This window comes from Bradyrhizobium sp. dw_411 (assembly GCF_018449695.1).
Classification (GTDB): Bacteria; Pseudomonadota; Alphaproteobacteria; order Rhizobiales; family Xanthobacteraceae; genus Bradyrhizobium.
Window position 1 is genome coordinate 100,361 of sequence record NZ_JAAVUY010000002.1, and the last position, 15,806, is coordinate 116,166.

Here is a 15,806-nt window from a genome sequence, read left to right on the forward strand (position 1 = left end):
GGACCGGCTGATGTGGCGATCGAAACGGCGCGTGGGTGCCCTGGTGGCGGCCGCACTCGCCGCCTGCTCCGCCACTGCTGGCATGGCGCAGGCGCAGCAGAGCGTTTCCATGGGAGTGGTCGGCTCGATCAGCGACGCACCGTTTTTCATCGCGGAAGCCAAGGGATATTTCGTCGACGAAGGGTTGAAGGTCGAGATTTCAACCTTCGATTCCGCGGCCAACATGATCGCACCCATGGGCATGGGACAGTTGGATGTCGGAGCCGGCGCCGTCTCGGTTGGTCTGTTCAATGCGATCGAGCGGGGACTGGGAATCAAAATCGTTGCTGACAAGGCGCGAAACTCCCCCGGCTACAGCTACTCCTCGATCATGGTCCGCAAGGCGCTGGTCGACAGCGGCAAGGTCAAATCCTTTGCCGACTTCAAAGGGCTCAAGGTTGCCGTGGCGGGACCCGGCATCACCGACCTTTCCACGATCGATCAGGCGATGCGCAAAGGCGATCACACCATCGACGACGCCGAAATCGTTTTTCTGGGCATGGGCCAGCATGTCGCGGCCTATGCCAACGGCGCGATCGACGCGAGCCTGACGGCGGAACCTTCCACCACCCGCATTCTGGATCAGGGCACGGCGGTGCGCTTCGCCAGCGTGGCGAGCTTCTATCCAAATCAGCAAACGGCGGTCGTTCTGTTTTCCGAGCACTTCCTGAAGAATGCCGATGCCGCATCCCGCTTCATGCGCGCCTATCTGAGGGCGGCGCGCTTCTATAACGGCGCCCTCAAGGACGGCCACTTCTTCGGCGACCAGGGCGAGGAAGTCGTGGACATCCTTTCTCGCTACTCCATCGTCAAGGACAAGGCGTTGCTCCGGCGAATCTCTCCCAACGCGATCGACCCCAGCGGCCAGCTCGACATGAACAGTTTGGCCATCGACCTCGCCTTTTTCGTGCAGCACGGCTGGGTCAAGGACCCTGACATCCTCAAGCGGGCCGTCGATCTTTCGGTGGTTACGGCGGCGAATGCCCAGCTCGATAACGGTGCCCATTGATACGCCTGGATTACACGGAAGCAGAACAGCAATGACGGACATGCGCTACCAGGTCGCCATCGTAGGCGGCGGCCCCGTCGGCGTGGGACTGGCGGTCGATCTCGGGCTGCGCGGCGTCTCATGCGTGTTGCTGGAGCGGCGAAACACGATCCAGCGCATTCCGAAAGGTCAGAATCTGACTCAACGGACGCTGGAGCATTTTCAGGTATGGGGAATTGCGGATACGTTGCGCGCCGCGCGGGTGATGCCGCCGGGCTTTCCGATCGGTGGCGTGACCGCCTACGGGAATCTCCTGTCCGAATACTGGAAGGCGCCCCCTGGCCGGGAAGTCGTGCGCGCCTTCTACGCCCAGGACAACGATCGGATGCCGCAATATCAGCTCGAGCAGGTGCTGCGCGATAAGCTGCAGACCGTGCAGGGCGTCGATACCCGCTTCGGCTGGACCGTGACCGCGCTGGAGCAGGACGCAGCGGGTGCGCGCGTCTCGGCAGTCGCCGACGATGGACGAAACCTGACGCTGGAGGCCGATTATATCGTAGGCTGCGATGGCGGACGGTCCACCATTCGCGAGCTTGCCGGCATTCAGCGCTTCGGGACGGATTTCGAGCAAATGATGGTGCTCGTGGTGTTCCGTTCGCGCGAGTTGCATGAACGTCTCAAGCGCTTTCCGGGGCGTTCCACCTACCGGGTGATGAGTCCCGCGTTGCAGGGCTTTTGGCAATTTTTCGGCCGGGTAGACGCAGATGAAACCTGGTTCTTTCACGCCCCCGTCCCGCGCGCGGCGCGCTCGCAGGACTTCGACTTCAAGGGACTGCTTCAGGAAGCGGCGGGGTTCGAGTTCGAATGCACCTTCGAACATGTCGGCTTTTGGGATCTCGCGGTGTCCGTCGCCGATGAATATTGGGCGGGACGCGTCTTCATTGCCGGCGACGCCGCGCACAGCCACCCGCCCTATGGGAGCTTCGGCTTGAACAACGGCCTGGAAGATGCCGTCAATCTGAGCTGGAAGCTGGCCGCCACGTTGCGCGGCTGGGGCGGCAAAGACCTGTTGCCGTCTTACAGCCTTGAGCGCAGTCCGATCTTCAAGGAACTGGGCGAGGACTTCATCGCCGCCGGCATCCGGGCCGAGAAGGCTTTCCTGGAAACCTACAGCCCCGAGCGCGACCGGGTGGAATTCGAACGCGAATGGAGCAGGATAGACGCCGACGACGGCACGCGGGTACGAGACTATGAACCTAATTACGAGGGCTCTCCCATCATCTGGGGACCGCCGGATGGAAGATGTCGCGCCAGCGGGACGCATATGCTGCGCGCCCGGCCGGGGCATCATTTGGCGCCGCAACGCCTTTCAAACGGACAAAGCATCTTCGATGTCCTTGATCGCGATTTCACGTTGTTGGGGTTCGATGCCGATGACGATGCCGTCAAGGCGTTCAGCGACGCGGCTGCGGCTTTGGGCGTCCCGCTCAAGCTGGTCCGGGATACGTCGGCGGAAGGCCGGGAGGCCTACGAAGCCCGCCTGGTTCTCGTCCGTCCGGACCAATTCGTTGCCTGGGCCGGTCAGGAGACTCCAGCCGATGCTGGCGCCATTCTGTCGCGTGCCATCGGCCGGTGTTAGACAGTGACGGGGTTGTCAGCATCATACGGTCGCGAGGCTGGGACGGCTATCCGTATCAGGGACTTGATGTGCTGTTACGGCGACTTCGTCGCGCTCGATCGAATGACGTTGGACATCCCCGCCGGGCAGTTCTTTGTTATCGTTGGTCCGTCGGGATGCGGGAAGACGACGCTGCTTCGAATCCTTGCCGGCCTGGATCAGCCGAGCAGCGGCACAATCGAAATCAGTGCAAGCGGTCAGGACAGACCGGGCAACGCCATGGTTTTCCAGGGTGACTCGCTCTTCCCGTGGATGACGGTATGGGACAATGCCGCCTACGGCCTGAAAATGCGTCGAGCGCCGCCGTCCCAGATCCAAGAGGCCGTTAGCCATTATCTTGATCGGACCGGACTCACCCGATTTGCCAAATTGTATCCGCATCAACTCTCCGGCGGCATGCGCCAGCGCGTCTCTATCGCCCGCGCCTTCGCCAACGATCCCGACATTCTTCTGATGGATGAGCCCTTCTCGGCGCTGGATGCGCAGAACAGGCTGCTGCTGCAAGAGGAGTTGCTGCGCATTTGGGAAGAGCACCGCAAGACGGTGGTGTTCATCACCCACAGCGTTGACGAGGCGGTGATCCTGGGCGACCGGATCATGGTGATGACGGCGCAGCCCGGATCCCTCAAAACGCTCGTCGACGTCAGCCTGCCCCGCCCGCGTGACATCATGGAGCTGCAGCGGGAACCGGCCTATGGCGAACTCGTCCATAACCTTTGGACCAGTTTGCGCGAGGAAGTGAACCGGGCAAAACAACAGACGGAGGGCGGATGAGCAGCATTGGTCTGGAGCCTGCGTCCGCAAGGCCGGTTAAACGCGCGCCGTTATTGTCGAACCACACACGCGAACGCATTATCGGCATCGCGTCGCCCGTCGTGCTGTTGATGCTGTGGGAAATTTCCGCGCGTACCGGCGTGATCGATGTCCGGTTCTTCCCGGCCCCGTCGGCTATCCTGTCGAGGATGGTGTCGCTGCTTCGCAGCGGCAGTCTGGAGCGCGACACGTGGCTGACGTTGCAGCGATTGTTCTGGGGAACCCTTACCGGCGCCGTCCCCGGACTCGTGCTCGGCATCGCGATGGGATTGAACAGAACGCTACGCATCATGACGGAGCCGTTGATTGCCGCGATCTATCCGGTGCCGAAGAGTTCCATCGTACCCCTGGTGCTTCTGATATTCGGCCTCGGTGAATCTTCGAAGATATTCATGGTCGCGATAGGTGTTTTCTTCCCCGTGGTCATCAACGCCTGCACCGGCGTTCTGGGGATCGATAAAATCTTTCTTGATGTCGGCCGAAACTACAAGGCAGGGCGCTGGAATACGTTTTGGACGATCGCGCTGCCGGGCGCTTTGCCCGTAATCATGACCGGCGTTCGGTTGGGGATCGGCATGGGATTGGTATTGATCGCCATTGCCGAGATGACCGGCGCCCGTAACGGCCTCGGCTTCATGATGTGGAACGCTTGGCAGACTTTCTCCGTCGAAGACATGTATGTCGGCCTGTTCGCCATTGCCCTGATCGGCTTTGTATCGACTTTGGCGTTGAACGAGCTGGAGCGGCTGCTGATGCCCTGGCGTTTCAACTGATCCGCGCCTCAGGACTCGCGATCAGAGCGGTGCCCTGAAGAAAAGGATGCGGCGAGATGGACCGAATCCTGTTGAGATCGGTCCTCCAAAGGCTCCGCAGCGAACCCGCGGCTGGCTGAGCTCAGCGAGCCTCCGGAACCTGGCGGGTGGCGAGGAATTCATCGAAGGTCTCGCCACGCATCGAGGCGTAGACTTCGAGATTGGTCTGGCCGACCAGTCGCGCGAACTTCTCGAGGACGAAGAAATTGGCGCCATGCTTGATCAAGCCCAGCCAGTTTCGGTCGCGCACCAATGCGGTCTCCTCCTCGGTCAGCCCGGCCTTGCGACAGGCTGCGGCTTCGTCCTGCTCGAACTCCGCCCGGCTTGCCGGCGTCTTCATGTTCCAGAAGAACCGGTTCAGGCGAATGGATTCGGTTCCGGTCTTGATGTCGAAAGCATAGGTCCCGGCGATATCCTCGATCCCGGTCAGTTGAGGATTCTGTGAAACGATGGCGTTGTTCTTCGCGGTCTGATCGTTCTCCTCGAACACCAGCACGGTCATCGCGGTCGTGGTCGCCAGATAGTAGTTCTGATGGACCTTCTTGATGTCGTTACTAAGCGCGCCGCGCATCGCCAGCCACATGATGACTTCAACGCTCTCGGCGCCGCCGAGACGGATGTAGTCGACATGCTTCATCTCGGCGAGCACCATCGGATCCTTCTCGATCAAATCGATGAATCGCATGTCCCAATCAGTATCGTTGTAGCCAGTTCTTTCGCCATGGATCTGATGTGAAAGACCGCCGGTTCCAACCACGACGACCTTAAGATCTTCAGGATAGGATTCGATGGCACGTCGCAGCGCCTGGCCCAGCCGGAAACACCGCATCGCCGTCGGCAGCGGATATTGGACGACATTGACCTGGATCGGAACCACCGCGCCGGGCCAGCCATCCTTATGCGGCCAGAGCAGCGGTAGCGGCGAGAACACGCCGTGATCCAGCGGCCGGTCCTGAAACACCGACAGGTCGAATTCCTCGTTGATCATGCTCTCGGCGATGTGCCGCGCAAATTCCGGATGCCCAGGCAGCGCCGGCAGCGGACGAAGACCCGCGCCCTCGTCGGCCACGCCGTAACTCGGCGCCACGCCGATCGCGAAGGTGGGATACAGATCGTAGAAGAACGCGTTGAGATGATCGTTATAGAAGAACACCAAAACGTCGGGCTTCTTCTCCTGCAGCCAGTTGAATGCCGGCTCGAAACCCTTGAACAGCGGCGCCCATGCCGGAAAATCCTGCCGGTTCTTGTCGTAGGCCACCCCGATCGTCGGTACGTGGGAAGAGCCGATGCCGCCAATAATTCTTGCCATCTGTCGTTCCTTCTTGCTGCGCCGTATGAGCACCAGCCTGCGGCCGAAGCGCCGTTGCCCAACGCCGGGCTTACACCACCAGGTCGTTGAGTACATCTTCCATGGTCATGACATCGCCGAAGCTCTGAAACACCGTGGAGAAGCCGATATTGTGATCCTCGATGAAGCGCGCCGCGTTGGCGTCGGGGACCATCACGACACGGAAGTCGAGCATCATCGCATCGCGTGCCGAGGTTTCGCAGCACATGTTGGTCAACATCCCGGTAATCACGACGTTCTTGATTCCCGCTTCCTGCAACTTCTCGGGTAGCTCCGATTTTGACGGCATGAACGCGCTGAAGCGTGATTTGCTCGCATGGATGTCCGTCGGCAGCGCGTCGAGCGTTTGATACAGCTCGTGCCCCTCAACGCCCTCGGTCAAATTATCGCGATGGCGGGCGGCATTCTGCTTGCTGAAAAAATAGTCATGGTAGAGCGGCCACAGGCTTTTCCCGTTATCGCCGGCCGTCATCTTGACCCACGCCACCTTCGCTCCCCGCTCGCGGAACTTCGCGGCCAGTTTGTTGATGTTCGGCACGATGGCAACCGCAGCCGGGACATCGGAGACATAGAATTTCTGCATATCGATGACCACCAGCGCCGTCTCGCTGGCTTCGAAGCGGTCGAAAACGCGCAACCGCCCGCGTTTTTTCATAACCCGATCGATCACGTAAGGCGGCATCTCGTAGGCTGCGGGTGATGTCATCTTGATCCAGTCCCAAGGCTCATCGGTTGCGCATAAGGTCAGGTAAATTAGCTTGCCCGATGGCGCTGCCTAGCTGCAAATCCCACCGGATGATATCTAAATTCGTTATATGATGACCTTGACGGCCAAGTCCGGCGGCGACGGAGTTCAGCCAGCTTTTGTTAAACATCAGAAATCTTCGCGCTTTCGTCTCGGTCGCCCATTCCGGAAGCGTCATTCAATCGAGCCGGCTGATCCGGCGGGCGCAATCCGCCGTGACGCGCTCGATCAAGGAGCTCGAGGCAGAGGTCGGCGTCCCGCTGTTCGAGCGGCGATCCCAGGGCATGCTGCTGACGGAAGCCGGACGCGTCCTGAGAGTCCGGGTTGAACGCGCGTTCTTCGAGATGGAAACGGCGAAAGCCGCCATCAAGGACGCCCTGTCATCGCCCGGCCTGATCGACAAGGCGCCGATCTTCTCGCTCGCGATCAGCCGGCAGCGGCTGCTGGTGTTCGCCGAGCTGGTGGAGCAGCATCATATGGGCGCGGTGGCGGACAGCCTCGGTATTTCGCAACCCGCCGCCAGCCAGTCGCTGCGGGAGATCGAGACCAGCATCGGCTGCCGGCTGTTCATCCGCGGCCCCGGCGGCATGAAGCCGACGCCGCTGGGGGCGCTGCTGGGCATGCACATCCGGCGTGCCCTCGCCGAGATCCGCGCCGGCGAGGTCGAGATCAGGTCGCTGCGCGGCGCGATTGCCGGCAGCGTCGTGGTGGGGACATTGTCGCTCGGCCGCACCCGGCTGCTGCCCAAGGCCATCATCCAGTTGACGCAGGCCTATCCAAATCTCACGATTTCAACGATCGAGGGTGCGTTCGAATACCTTGCGATGCGGCTTCGCGCCGGCGACGTCGATTTCATCCTTGGCGCCCTGCGCCCACAGGAACATACGATCGGCCTAATGCGAGAAGTCGTGGCACACGACGTGCTGTCGCTGGTGGTCGGAAAATCGCACCGGCTCGCCAAGAAGCGGCAGCCTTCGTTTTCCGATCTGATGTCCGCCGAATGGGTGCTGCCTCCACACGGCTCCCCGACGCGAGAGCTGCTCGCAGGCGCGATGAAAGCCCATGGTCTCCCCGAGCCGAGGGTCACCGTGGAGACCGCCGATCTTGCCATCACGCGGGGAATCCTGCTCGGCAGCAACATGGTGACCGCGGTTTCCGCGCACCTGTTCTACGAGGACATTGAGGCCGGAAACCTCAAGGTGCTACCTCTGGCGCTGCCGGAGACGGGCCGGCCGATCGGCATCCTGCAGCGGTCGACCAGCAGTCCCTCGCTCGCCGCCCGGCTGCTGATGGCCAATATCAGGGCGATCGGAGAACTTTGACCGGGCTATGCCAGACGCCGCTCAGAGCGGATCGAGTGGCGTGCCGACATATCGTTCGGCGATGGTGGTCTGGGCTGCCCGGGAGCCGAAGATATATTCCAGCTCCGCGAGTTGAAGGTTGCGTTCAAACGGCGAATGCTCCGGAAATTTGTGCAGCAGCCCGGTCAGCGTGGTGGAGAACCGCACCGTTTTCCAGACCCGATCCAGGCACTTCCCGGAGTAGCCATTAATGCGGTCGCGGTTGCCGGTTCGGTAGAAGTCGACCAGCGCCGCCGCCATGACGCGGACATCGGCCACCGCCAGGTTGAGGCCCTTGGCGCCCGCCGGCGGCGTGATGTGAACGGCATCACCGGCGAGCAGCAGCCGGCCATATTGCATCGGCGAGGCGACGAAGGAACGCAGCCGGGCGATATCGCGCTGGAATATCTCGCCCTCGACGATTTCGTCGCGATTCTCGTCGAACATGCGCGCATGCAGTTCGTCCCAGAAGCGGTCTTCGGACCACGATTCATGATCGTCATTGGCATCGATCTGCAGATAAAGCCGGGACACGGTGCCGGAGCGCCGGCTGCACAGTGCAAAGCCGCGGTCGCTGTTGCTGTAGGTCATGTCGGCAAGCGGCTTCGATCTCGATAGCACGCCGAGCCACGCAAAATCGTAGACGCGCTCGAAGTCGGTGATCCGCCCGGCAGGTACCGCAGCCCGGCTGACGCCATGGAAGCCGTCGCAGCCGGCGACGTAATCACACTCAAGCACCTCGTCCCGGCCGTCATGGTTGAAATGGATCTTCGGCCGATCGCCATCGAGATCGGATATCCCCGACACCTTTGCATCGAACAGCAGCGGCTGCGAATCCTTCAGTCTCGCTTCGATAAGGTCTTTGACCACTTCCTGCTGGCCATAGATCGTCACCCGCTTGCCGGTCAGCCCGGGAAGGTCGAGGTGGATGGTCTTGCCGCGAAAGCGGATGTCGAGGCCTTCGTCGACCATGCCCTCGCGCCGCATCCGTGCATCAAGGCCGAGATATTCAAGGGTTTCGATCGTCCCCGGCTCGAGTACGCCGGCCCGCACACGGCCTTCCACATAAGCGCGACTCCGGGCCTCGAGGACCACGCAGTCGATGCCGGCGCGATGCAGGAGATGGGACAGAAACAGCCCGGCAGGCCCGGCGCCGATGATACCAATTTGAGTTCTCATATTCGGGATTCTCTTATTCTTGTCGACAACCGGGGATCATGGCCGCCGCCGGTTCGGCCGGAGCGATTGCAGGCCTCAAGGTCCTGCGCGAACACGGACCGCGCAAGGCATAAATACTAATACTCCGATCTAACTTGGTTATTGGCGATGACAAGCGGCGACGGCCCGCCGCCTCCTGGAATTAAGCGATCCCGATAAGCATTTTCGATACCGCAGTTCCCATTTTTCATTGGCCCGGCATGGCCGATAACTGAAATAATTCGGCATGGAAGTCAGCAATCATCTGCGACCCCCGCTTGCTGGATTCGAAGTCGCAAGACTTCGAAATTGCTGATCATGAAGGCTGGCCTGCCTCCTTTCTTTTCTGGACTTCTCTCCCGCGGGCTGCCTCCATCATCGTCAGCCAAGAACAGCCGCCGCAGAGTTTCATCTGCGACTCTCCCCGACCTGATCTGAAAGAGACGTCACGATGCGCGACCATTCGATCTGGACCTTCGAATACTGCGCGGGGAAACTTCCCGGTGATTTTATGGGAGGCACCCCGATCCGCAGCAATCAGGGCCTCGTTGACATCACGATGGTTTATTCGCTGATCCGCACGGCGCCGGCGGCCGAAGTGCCGCTCAATATCCTGGTCGACACCGGCTTCCTGTCCGCCGTCTCGATGACCGGACGCGCCTTCGAGGGCAATGAGCATCCATCCACGGTATTGGCCAAGGTAGGGGTCGGCCCCGAAGACATCGATATCGTCGTGCTTACGCATCTGCATTTCGATCACGCCGGCGCGTTCGATGCATTCCCGAATGCCCGCATTCTGGTGCAACGCCGTGAATATGACGGCTGGAAAGAACATCTTGCCGCGATGCCTGACAAATCGCAGGGCCGGCAACATTGGGAACTGTCGTCGATCGATCTCGATGTGATGGCGCGCTTCGACGCCGCGGTCGACGCCGGCCGCATCGAATTGATCGATGGCGATCTGGAGATCAGCCCCGGTATTCGCTGTCACCTCGCGCCCGATAACCACACTTTCGGCATGCAATGGATCGAGATCGAAACCGCCGACGGCCCTTATGTCATCGCGAGCGATTGCGTCTATCTGTACCTCAACATCGAACGCATGTGGCCGCCCGGTTATGTCCAGGGCAATAGCTGGAACCTGATGAAGACCTATCGCCGGCTGCTCGAAGCGGTCGGCGCTGACAATCTCGATCGCATCATTCCCGGACACGATCCGCAGATATTCAGCCGCCACCCAAGCTGGATCCGCGGCCTCCACCCCGTTGCGGAAGTTCATCTCGCGCGGGGCGAGCCGACCCGGGTGCATGCTGCCCCTTCCATCACCTCGACGAGCCATGGAGAAGTTGCGCGATGAAATTTGCTGCGTTTGGAATTGCGACAGCGTTGCAGTTTGCCGCGACGGTGTCCGGTTTCGCCGCCGATCCCATTCGAATTGGCGACATCAACAGCTATTCGGCGATTCCGGCATTCACGATTCCATATCGTAACGGCGCGACGCTGGCACTCGAAGAAATCAATGCTGCCGGCGGCGTTCTGGGCCGCCCTCTCGAACTCGTCAGCCGTGACGACAACGGCAAGCCGGAAGACGCGCTGCGCGCCGCCAACGACCTCGTCTTCAACCAAAAGGTCGTCGCCCTGAGCGGCACCTTCTTTTCCAATGTCGGACTGGCCGTTTCGGATTTCGCCAAGACCAACAAGGTGCCGTTTTTGGCCGCCGAAGCGCTCAGTGATGCGCTGACCTGGCAGCAAGGCCATCGCTACGCTTTTCGGGTCCGCTCCAGCACCTACATGCAGGCCGCGATGCTGGCCGAGGAAGCCGCAAAATTGCCGGCCAAGCGCTGGGCCGTGATCGCGCCGAACTACGAGTTCGGCCACGCCGTCGTCAACGCCTTCAAGAAGCTGCTGTCGGAAAAGCGCAGCGACGTGGAATGGGTGTCAGAGCAGTTTCCGACCCAGGGCAAGATCGATGCCGGCGCGACCCTGCAGGCGATCGGCGCGGCGAATCCCGACGCCATCTTCAATGCCATGGTGCTGCCCGACCTCGTTCGTCTGGTTCGCGAAGGAAACGATCGCGATTTCTTCAAGGGCAAGGCCATCGTCAGCGTCATGACCGGTCAGCCGGACTTCCTCGATCCTCTCAAGGACGAAGCGCCGGTTGGTTGGATCGTCACCGGCTATCCCTGGGGCGAGATCACGACGCCGGAGCACACGGCGTTCCTCGCCGCCTATCGCAAACGCTTCAACGATTATCCGCGCGCCGGATCGGTAAGCGGCTACACGACGATTAAGGCCCTCGCCGCCGCCATGGTGCGCGCCGGCAAGACCGATTCCGAGAGTATCGTTGACGCCATGAGCGGCCTCGACGTCGAAAGTCCGTTTGGTAAGGTAACGTTCCGCTCCATCGACCATCAATCCACGATGGGCATGTATGTCGGCAGGATCGCCCTCAAGAACGGCGTCGGAACGATGTCCGATTTCCACTATGCCGACGGCGCGAAGTACCTGCCCCCCGACGACGAAGTTCGCCGGCTACGTCCACAAAACTGATCGAATCGGACAAACAGCGCGATGTCGCTTGGCCTCTTTCTCGCGCAAGCCCTCACGGGGCTGGCATCCGCAGCGACGCTGTTCCTCGTTTCGGTCGGACTTTCGCTCGTCTTCGGAATTACCCGGGTTGTCAATTTCGCTCACGGCGCGTTCTTCATGGTCGGCGCCTATGTCGGCTACACGCTGACGAACTACTTTGCGGCCAGCGATGCCTTGTCCTACTGGCTTTGCGTTGTTGCCGCCGCCGTCATCGTCGGTGCGATCGGAATGGCGGTCGAACTGCTGTTGATGCGACGCATGTACAAGGTGCCGGAGCTGTTTCAGCTTCTGGCAACATTCGCCGTTTCATTGCTGATTGACGACATCCTTCCGATCATCTTCGGCCCGGAGGACCTGCTTGCTCCGCGGGTGAGGTCGTTGCGGGGCGGTATCGACCTTTTCGGCGCGCGGATGCCGGTCTACGATCTGTACATGATCGCAGCCGCGGCGATCGTGCTCTTGCTTCTTTACATTGCGATCACGCGCACGCGATGGGGCGTTCTCATTCGCGCGGCCACCCAGGACCGCGACATGGTCGGCGCTCTCGGCGTCAATCAGGCATGGCTGTTCACCGGTGTATTCACGCTCGGCGTATTCCTCGCCGGCCTTGCGGGCGCGCTGCAACTGGGGCGCACATCGGCCAATCTCGGCATGGGCACCAGTGCGATCACTGAAGCTTTCGTCGTCGTCGTTATCGGCGGCATGGGAAGCGTTACCGGCGCACTGGTGGCAGCGATCCTGATCGGTGAACTCTCCGCGCTCGGTGTCGCATATTTTCCGCAGCTTAACCTGGTCCTGATGTTCCTGATCATGGCTGCCGTTCTCGCTGTGCGGCCATCGGGCCTGTTCGGCAAGCCCGAGGCGTTGACACGCCAGCATGAATTTTCGGACGAACCGCCGCTGCGGGCCATCAGCCGCCCGCTGGCTTTCGCCGCGATTGCGTTGCTCGCGCTGCTGACCATTGCACCGGCCGTACTCGGGACTTACGGGCTCAGCGTCGTCGTCGATGTCATGATTGCGATCGTGTTTGCCGGCAGCCTCTATTTGATACTGGGGCCGGGCGGACTCGTGACCTTCGGCCACGCCTGCTATTTTGGCGTCGGTGCGTATGCCGTCGCTTTGGGGATACGCTATGCCGGTTTGTCGTTCGCGAGCGCCCTCGTGCTGGCACCGCTGGCGGCGAGCCTGTTCGCCCTCGCTTTCGGCTGGCTGTCGGTTCGCGTCTCCGGTGTCTACTTCGCCATGCTGACATTCGCATTGGCGCAGATCGTCTGGTCGGTCGTGTTCCAGTGGTACGATGTGACAGGCGGCGATAACGGCCTGATCGGACTTTGGCCAACCAGCCTGTCGCCGCTGGTTTTCTATTTCGTCACGCTTGCCCTGACCGCGGGATCCATCGCAATCCTCGGCTGGATCCCGCACAGCGCGCTCGGCTACGCCTTGCGTGTCACGCGAGATTCGCCGGCGCGGGCAGCGGCAATCGGCATCGACGTACGCCTGGTACGGCTCTTCGCGTTCGTGATCGCGAGTCTTTTTGCCGGTCTGGCCGGCGGCTTGTCGGCTTTCGCCAAAGGCAGCGTGTTTCCGACCGCGATCAGCATTGGCCGATCGATCGATGGTTTGGTCATGGTACTGATGGGCGGTGTCGAGTCGATTGCCGGACCGGTGGTGGGGGCGGCCATGTTCTACCTAATGCAGACCGAGATACTTCGCTATACCGACCGATGGCGGCTGGTATTGGGGGTATTGATCATTCTGATCGTGCTGGTGTTCCCAAAGGGAGTCGTTGGCTCTATCAGCCAACGGCTGCGCGGAGAGGAATCCCGATGACTCCGCAACATCCGACCGCACCGCTTTTGCAGGTCCGAGACCTTCTGGTGCGTTACGGCGAAACGCTCGCCGTGAACGGCGTCAGTCTTGATGTCGAAGCAGGCAAGCTGATCGCCATCATCGGGCCGAATGGCGCCGGCAAGAGCACCTGCTTCAACGCGATCAGTGGTCAACGGCCGCCCAACGCAGGCGAAGTGTTGCTGGACGGAAAAAGCATCTCCGGCCTACTCCCCGAAACCATCTTTAGCCTCGGTGTGGGCCGCACGTTTCAGGTTACCGCGACTGTGCCAACCATGACGGTTCGGGAGAACGTGCAGGTCGCGCTGATATCTTATCACCGGCGGACGTTTTCGCCGTGGGTCTCGGCGCGGCGATTGTATCGCGAGGAAGCCGACCGCTTGTTGGAATTGATCGGGATGACAGGCCAGCGTGACCGGGCCTGTGGCGTGCTGGCTTACGGTGACCTGAAGCGGCTGGAGTTGGCGATCGCGCTCGCCAACGCACCGCGTTTGCTTCTGATGGACGAGCCGACCGCCGGGATGGCTCCGGCGGAACGCAACGAACTGATGGCGCTGGTGGCGCGTTTGGCCGCTGACCGAGGCATCGGCGTGCTGTTCACGGAACACGATATCGACATCGTTTTCTCGCTGGCGCATCGAATCGTGGTGATGAATCGTGGACAGTTGCTGGCGACCGGTACCCCCGATGTCATCCGCGCCGATCCCAGGGTCCAGGAGATCTACCTCGGCAGAGACGACCATACCGGGTCCGCAGAGAAGCAACCGTCATGACGTCGTCGCCGCTTCTCGAAGTCTCGGGCCTGGTGGCGCGTTACGGCAAGGCCCGCGTGCTTGACGGCCTTGATCTGACAGTAAATCGCGGCGAGACGGTTGCCATCCTCGGCCGCAACGGCGCCGGCAAGTCAACCTTGATGAAATGCATCATCGGGCTGATCACCGAGAAGACCGGATCAATCCGCTTCAACGGCGCCGAAATCGCTACGCTGCCGCCCTATAAGGTCAGCCGCGCCGGCATTGGCTATGTCCCGGAAGAACGGCGGATCTTTACCGAGTTGACGGTCCGCGAAAATCTTGAGGTCGGCCGGCTGCGTGGACGCAGCAACACGCGGTGGCCGCTGGACCGCATCATCGAAATATTTCCCAATTTGAAGAGGCTGCTGGACCGACCGGGCGCGCAGATGAGCGGCGGGGAACAGCAAATGGTCACCATGGCGCGGACGCTCCTCACCGGTCCCGATCTCATTCTGCTGGACGAGCCGTCGGAAGGCCTGGCGCCGGTCATCGTCGATCAGATGGCTGGAATGATCCGGGATATGCAGGCTTCTGGACTCTCGATCCTGATTTCCGAACAGAACATGCGGTTTGCCAGCAAGATAAGCCAGCGTGCCTACCTGCTCGAGCGCGGCGAAATCAAATTCTCCGGCCCGATGCAAACAATTGCGACCAATCAGGAATTGTATCACGCCCATCTCGCGGTGTGATCGGCTGACGACGTAATCAGGACTGCTGCGTTTCAGCAACGAACTTGCGAGCCTGTCGAGATTGCACGATCGCGATTAACTAATTGGCGCCATTCACTCCCGTGAAACCCTTATATCAGGGGGCTTAATTCTCCTGAACTTGATGCGGTGCCACAAGGCGTCTCGACGATTGTTCGGGCGGGCCGCAACCATAGGCACTCGAAAGTGGCAGCCACCCAGGCGGTGTTACAAGAGTGACGAGGAGATTCGGCCGGACTTCGGAGGTAGGGAGCAAACCCGCGCCCGTGGGCCCCAGCGTTCACACTTGATAGGTCGTTATGTTCATTCTGAATCGTCAGCTAACCTATTGATACATATGGGGTCAAATTCCGCCGGTTATTCAGAATGCGCGTTGATTTCATTGAAGGTCCTGCCTGATTTTGATTCCACCATGCGGAGGTTCGAATCCTCCCGCCCCAGCCAGGCATTCCGGGGTTTCCCCCACGTCCTGAAGAGACCCGAGAATAGGCCGGAAATACGGGCTTTTCGCGTATCTGATTTTGTCTCTGTGCCCTGGTTCAGCGATCTCAAGGGCGAAATCTGCGAAAGTCTCCAGCCTTGTCCGGGAATATTCCCGTTTTGCGGAGACTATCGGCAGAGACAGGTTTGATCGCGACTGCCGCCTGACCTGGCACACCGTTTAGACCAAGTCTCTGCTCCCGAATACGTGGATTTGGGAGTGCTTCGTCGTAACTGCCACGCGACCTTGGCACTCCGTTTCGAGCAAGTCTCTGCTCCTGACCACGTGGATTTGGGAATTTTTCGTCGAAACTGCCGCGCAAGCCGCAGTGCGATACGTCTAGTTCTTCCCCGGTTGCAGGGAGACGGGGCAAATTTCGTTGCGTGGCCCTCCAAAAACTAACTTTCGATCCCAAACTCATTTGACT

General features: G+C 60.7%; 13 protein-coding genes. 10 read left to right on the forward strand and 3 right to left on the reverse strand.

The features are described 5' to 3' along the window. The first annotated feature begins 10 nt into the window (after window positions 1-10). From HB676_RS03135 to HB676_RS03150, 4 genes are all read left to right on the forward strand, one after another. Window positions 11-1,048: an ABC transporter substrate-binding protein gene (locus tag HB676_RS03135; protein ID WP_213736215.1), complete on the forward strand. Its 1,038-nt coding sequence runs from the start codon at window positions 11-13 to the stop codon at window positions 1,046-1,048. Between the two features lie 31 nt (window positions 1,049-1,079). Continuing rightward, entirely contained in the window at window positions 1,080-2,666 is a 1,587-nt protein-coding gene (locus HB676_RS03140) for an FAD-dependent monooxygenase (protein ID WP_213736216.1), read from the forward strand. Window positions 2,667-2,768: 102 nt separating this feature from the next. Continuing rightward, complete coding sequence (locus HB676_RS03145; RefSeq protein WP_249780036.1) at window positions 2,769-3,479, forward strand: ABC transporter ATP-binding protein; 711 nt, start codon at window positions 2,769-2,771, stop codon at window positions 3,477-3,479. Continuing rightward, window positions 3,476-4,291 carry an ABC transporter permease gene (locus HB676_RS03150; protein ID WP_218625621.1) on the forward strand — a complete coding sequence of 272 codons (816 nt, stop codon included), beginning with the start codon at window positions 3,476-3,478 and terminating at the stop codon, window positions 4,289-4,291. Before HB676_RS03145 ends, HB676_RS03150 begins: the two co-directional genes overlap by 4 nt. Before the next feature lie 121 nt (window positions 4,292-4,412). Here the strand turns inward: HB676_RS03150 and HB676_RS03155 are convergent, their stop codons facing one another. Together HB676_RS03155 and HB676_RS03160 are read right to left on the reverse strand one after the other, a co-directional pair. Continuing rightward, window positions 4,413-5,639 (reverse strand): gallate dioxygenase, encoded by a 1,227-nt coding sequence (locus HB676_RS03155; protein ID WP_213736218.1) that lies wholly within the window; start codon window positions 5,637-5,639, stop codon window positions 4,413-4,415. Between the two features lie 70 nt (window positions 5,640-5,709). Next, window positions 5,710-6,384: a cysteine hydrolase gene (locus tag HB676_RS03160; protein ID WP_213736219.1), complete on the reverse strand. Its 675-nt coding sequence runs from the start codon at window positions 6,382-6,384 to the stop codon at window positions 5,710-5,712. 158 nt (window positions 6,385-6,542) lie between these two features. On the opposite strand from HB676_RS03160, the gene HB676_RS03165 reads away from it, so the two are divergent. Then, a complete protein-coding gene (locus HB676_RS03165) occupies window positions 6,543-7,745 on the forward strand; it encodes a LysR family transcriptional regulator (RefSeq protein WP_213736220.1) in 1,203 nt (400 codons plus the stop codon). A gap of 21 nt (window positions 7,746-7,766) precedes the next feature. Here the strand turns inward: HB676_RS03165 and HB676_RS03170 are convergent, their stop codons facing one another. Further along, a complete protein-coding gene (locus HB676_RS03170) occupies window positions 7,767-8,942 on the reverse strand; it encodes a 4-hydroxybenzoate 3-monooxygenase (RefSeq protein ID WP_213736221.1) in 1,176 nt (391 codons plus the stop codon). Between the two features lie 469 nt (window positions 8,943-9,411). Between HB676_RS03170 and HB676_RS03175 the strand changes: the two genes are divergently transcribed. From HB676_RS03175 to HB676_RS03195, 5 genes are read left to right on the forward strand one after another with little or no spacing between them, the layout of a single operon-like run. Beyond that, window positions 9,412-10,317, forward strand: coding sequence for an N-acyl homoserine lactonase family protein (locus HB676_RS03175; protein ID WP_213736222.1), 906 nt, complete (start codon window positions 9,412-9,414; stop codon window positions 10,315-10,317). Further along, window positions 10,314-11,510: an ABC transporter substrate-binding protein gene (locus HB676_RS03180; protein ID WP_213736223.1), complete on the forward strand. Its 1,197-nt coding sequence runs from the start codon at window positions 10,314-10,316 to the stop codon at window positions 11,508-11,510. Before HB676_RS03175 ends, HB676_RS03180 begins: the two co-directional genes overlap by 4 nt. Window positions 11,511-11,531: 21 nt before the next feature. After that, window positions 11,532-13,379, forward strand: coding sequence for an ABC transporter permease (locus tag HB676_RS03185; RefSeq protein WP_213736224.1), 1,848 nt, complete (start codon window positions 11,532-11,534; stop codon window positions 13,377-13,379). Continuing rightward, window positions 13,376-14,170, forward strand: coding sequence for an ABC transporter ATP-binding protein (locus HB676_RS03190; protein WP_213736225.1), 795 nt, complete (start codon window positions 13,376-13,378; stop codon window positions 14,168-14,170). The genes HB676_RS03185 and HB676_RS03190 overlap by 4 nt, the downstream gene beginning before the upstream one ends. After that, on the forward strand, window positions 14,167-14,880 hold the full coding sequence (locus tag HB676_RS03195) for an ABC transporter ATP-binding protein (protein WP_213736226.1): 714 nt from the start codon (window positions 14,167-14,169) through the stop codon (window positions 14,878-14,880). The genes HB676_RS03190 and HB676_RS03195 overlap by 4 nt, the downstream gene beginning before the upstream one ends. Window positions 14,881-15,806 lie beyond the last annotated feature (926 nt).

What these genes read in the sequence shown, in the direction of transcription:
- HB676_RS03135 (WP_213736215.1), top strand. Translation starts at nt 11, where the DNA reads ATGTGGCGATCGAAACGGCGCGTGGGTGCCCTGGTGGCGGCCGCACTC.
- HB676_RS03140 (WP_213736216.1), top strand. Translation starts at nt 1,080, where the DNA reads ATGACGGACATGCGCTACCAGGTCGCCATCGTAGGCGGCGGCCCCGTC.
- HB676_RS03145 (WP_249780036.1), top strand. Translation starts at nt 2,769, where the DNA reads ATGACGTTGGACATCCCCGCCGGGCAGTTCTTTGTTATCGTTGGTCCG.
- HB676_RS03150 (WP_218625621.1), top strand. Translation starts at nt 3,476, where the DNA reads ATGAGCAGCATTGGTCTGGAGCCTGCGTCCGCAAGGCCGGTTAAACGC.
- HB676_RS03155 (WP_213736218.1), bottom strand. Translation starts at nt 5,639, where the DNA reads ATGGCAAGAATTATTGGCGGCATCGGCTCTTCCCACGTACCGACGATC.
- HB676_RS03160 (WP_213736219.1), bottom strand. Translation starts at nt 6,384, where the DNA reads ATGACATCACCCGCAGCCTACGAGATGCCGCCTTACGTGATCGATCGG.
- HB676_RS03170 (WP_213736221.1), bottom strand. Translation starts at nt 8,942, where the DNA reads ATGAGAACTCAAATTGGTATCATCGGCGCCGGGCCTGCCGGGCTGTTT.
- HB676_RS03175 (WP_213736222.1), top strand. Translation starts at nt 9,412, where the DNA reads ATGCGCGACCATTCGATCTGGACCTTCGAATACTGCGCGGGGAAACTT.
- HB676_RS03180 (WP_213736223.1), top strand. Translation starts at nt 10,314, where the DNA reads ATGAAATTTGCTGCGTTTGGAATTGCGACAGCGTTGCAGTTTGCCGCG.
- HB676_RS03185 (WP_213736224.1), top strand. Translation starts at nt 11,532, where the DNA reads ATGTCGCTTGGCCTCTTTCTCGCGCAAGCCCTCACGGGGCTGGCATCC.
- HB676_RS03190 (WP_213736225.1), top strand. Translation starts at nt 13,376, where the DNA reads ATGACTCCGCAACATCCGACCGCACCGCTTTTGCAGGTCCGAGACCTT.
- HB676_RS03195 (WP_213736226.1), top strand. Translation starts at nt 14,167, where the DNA reads ATGACGTCGTCGCCGCTTCTCGAAGTCTCGGGCCTGGTGGCGCGTTAC.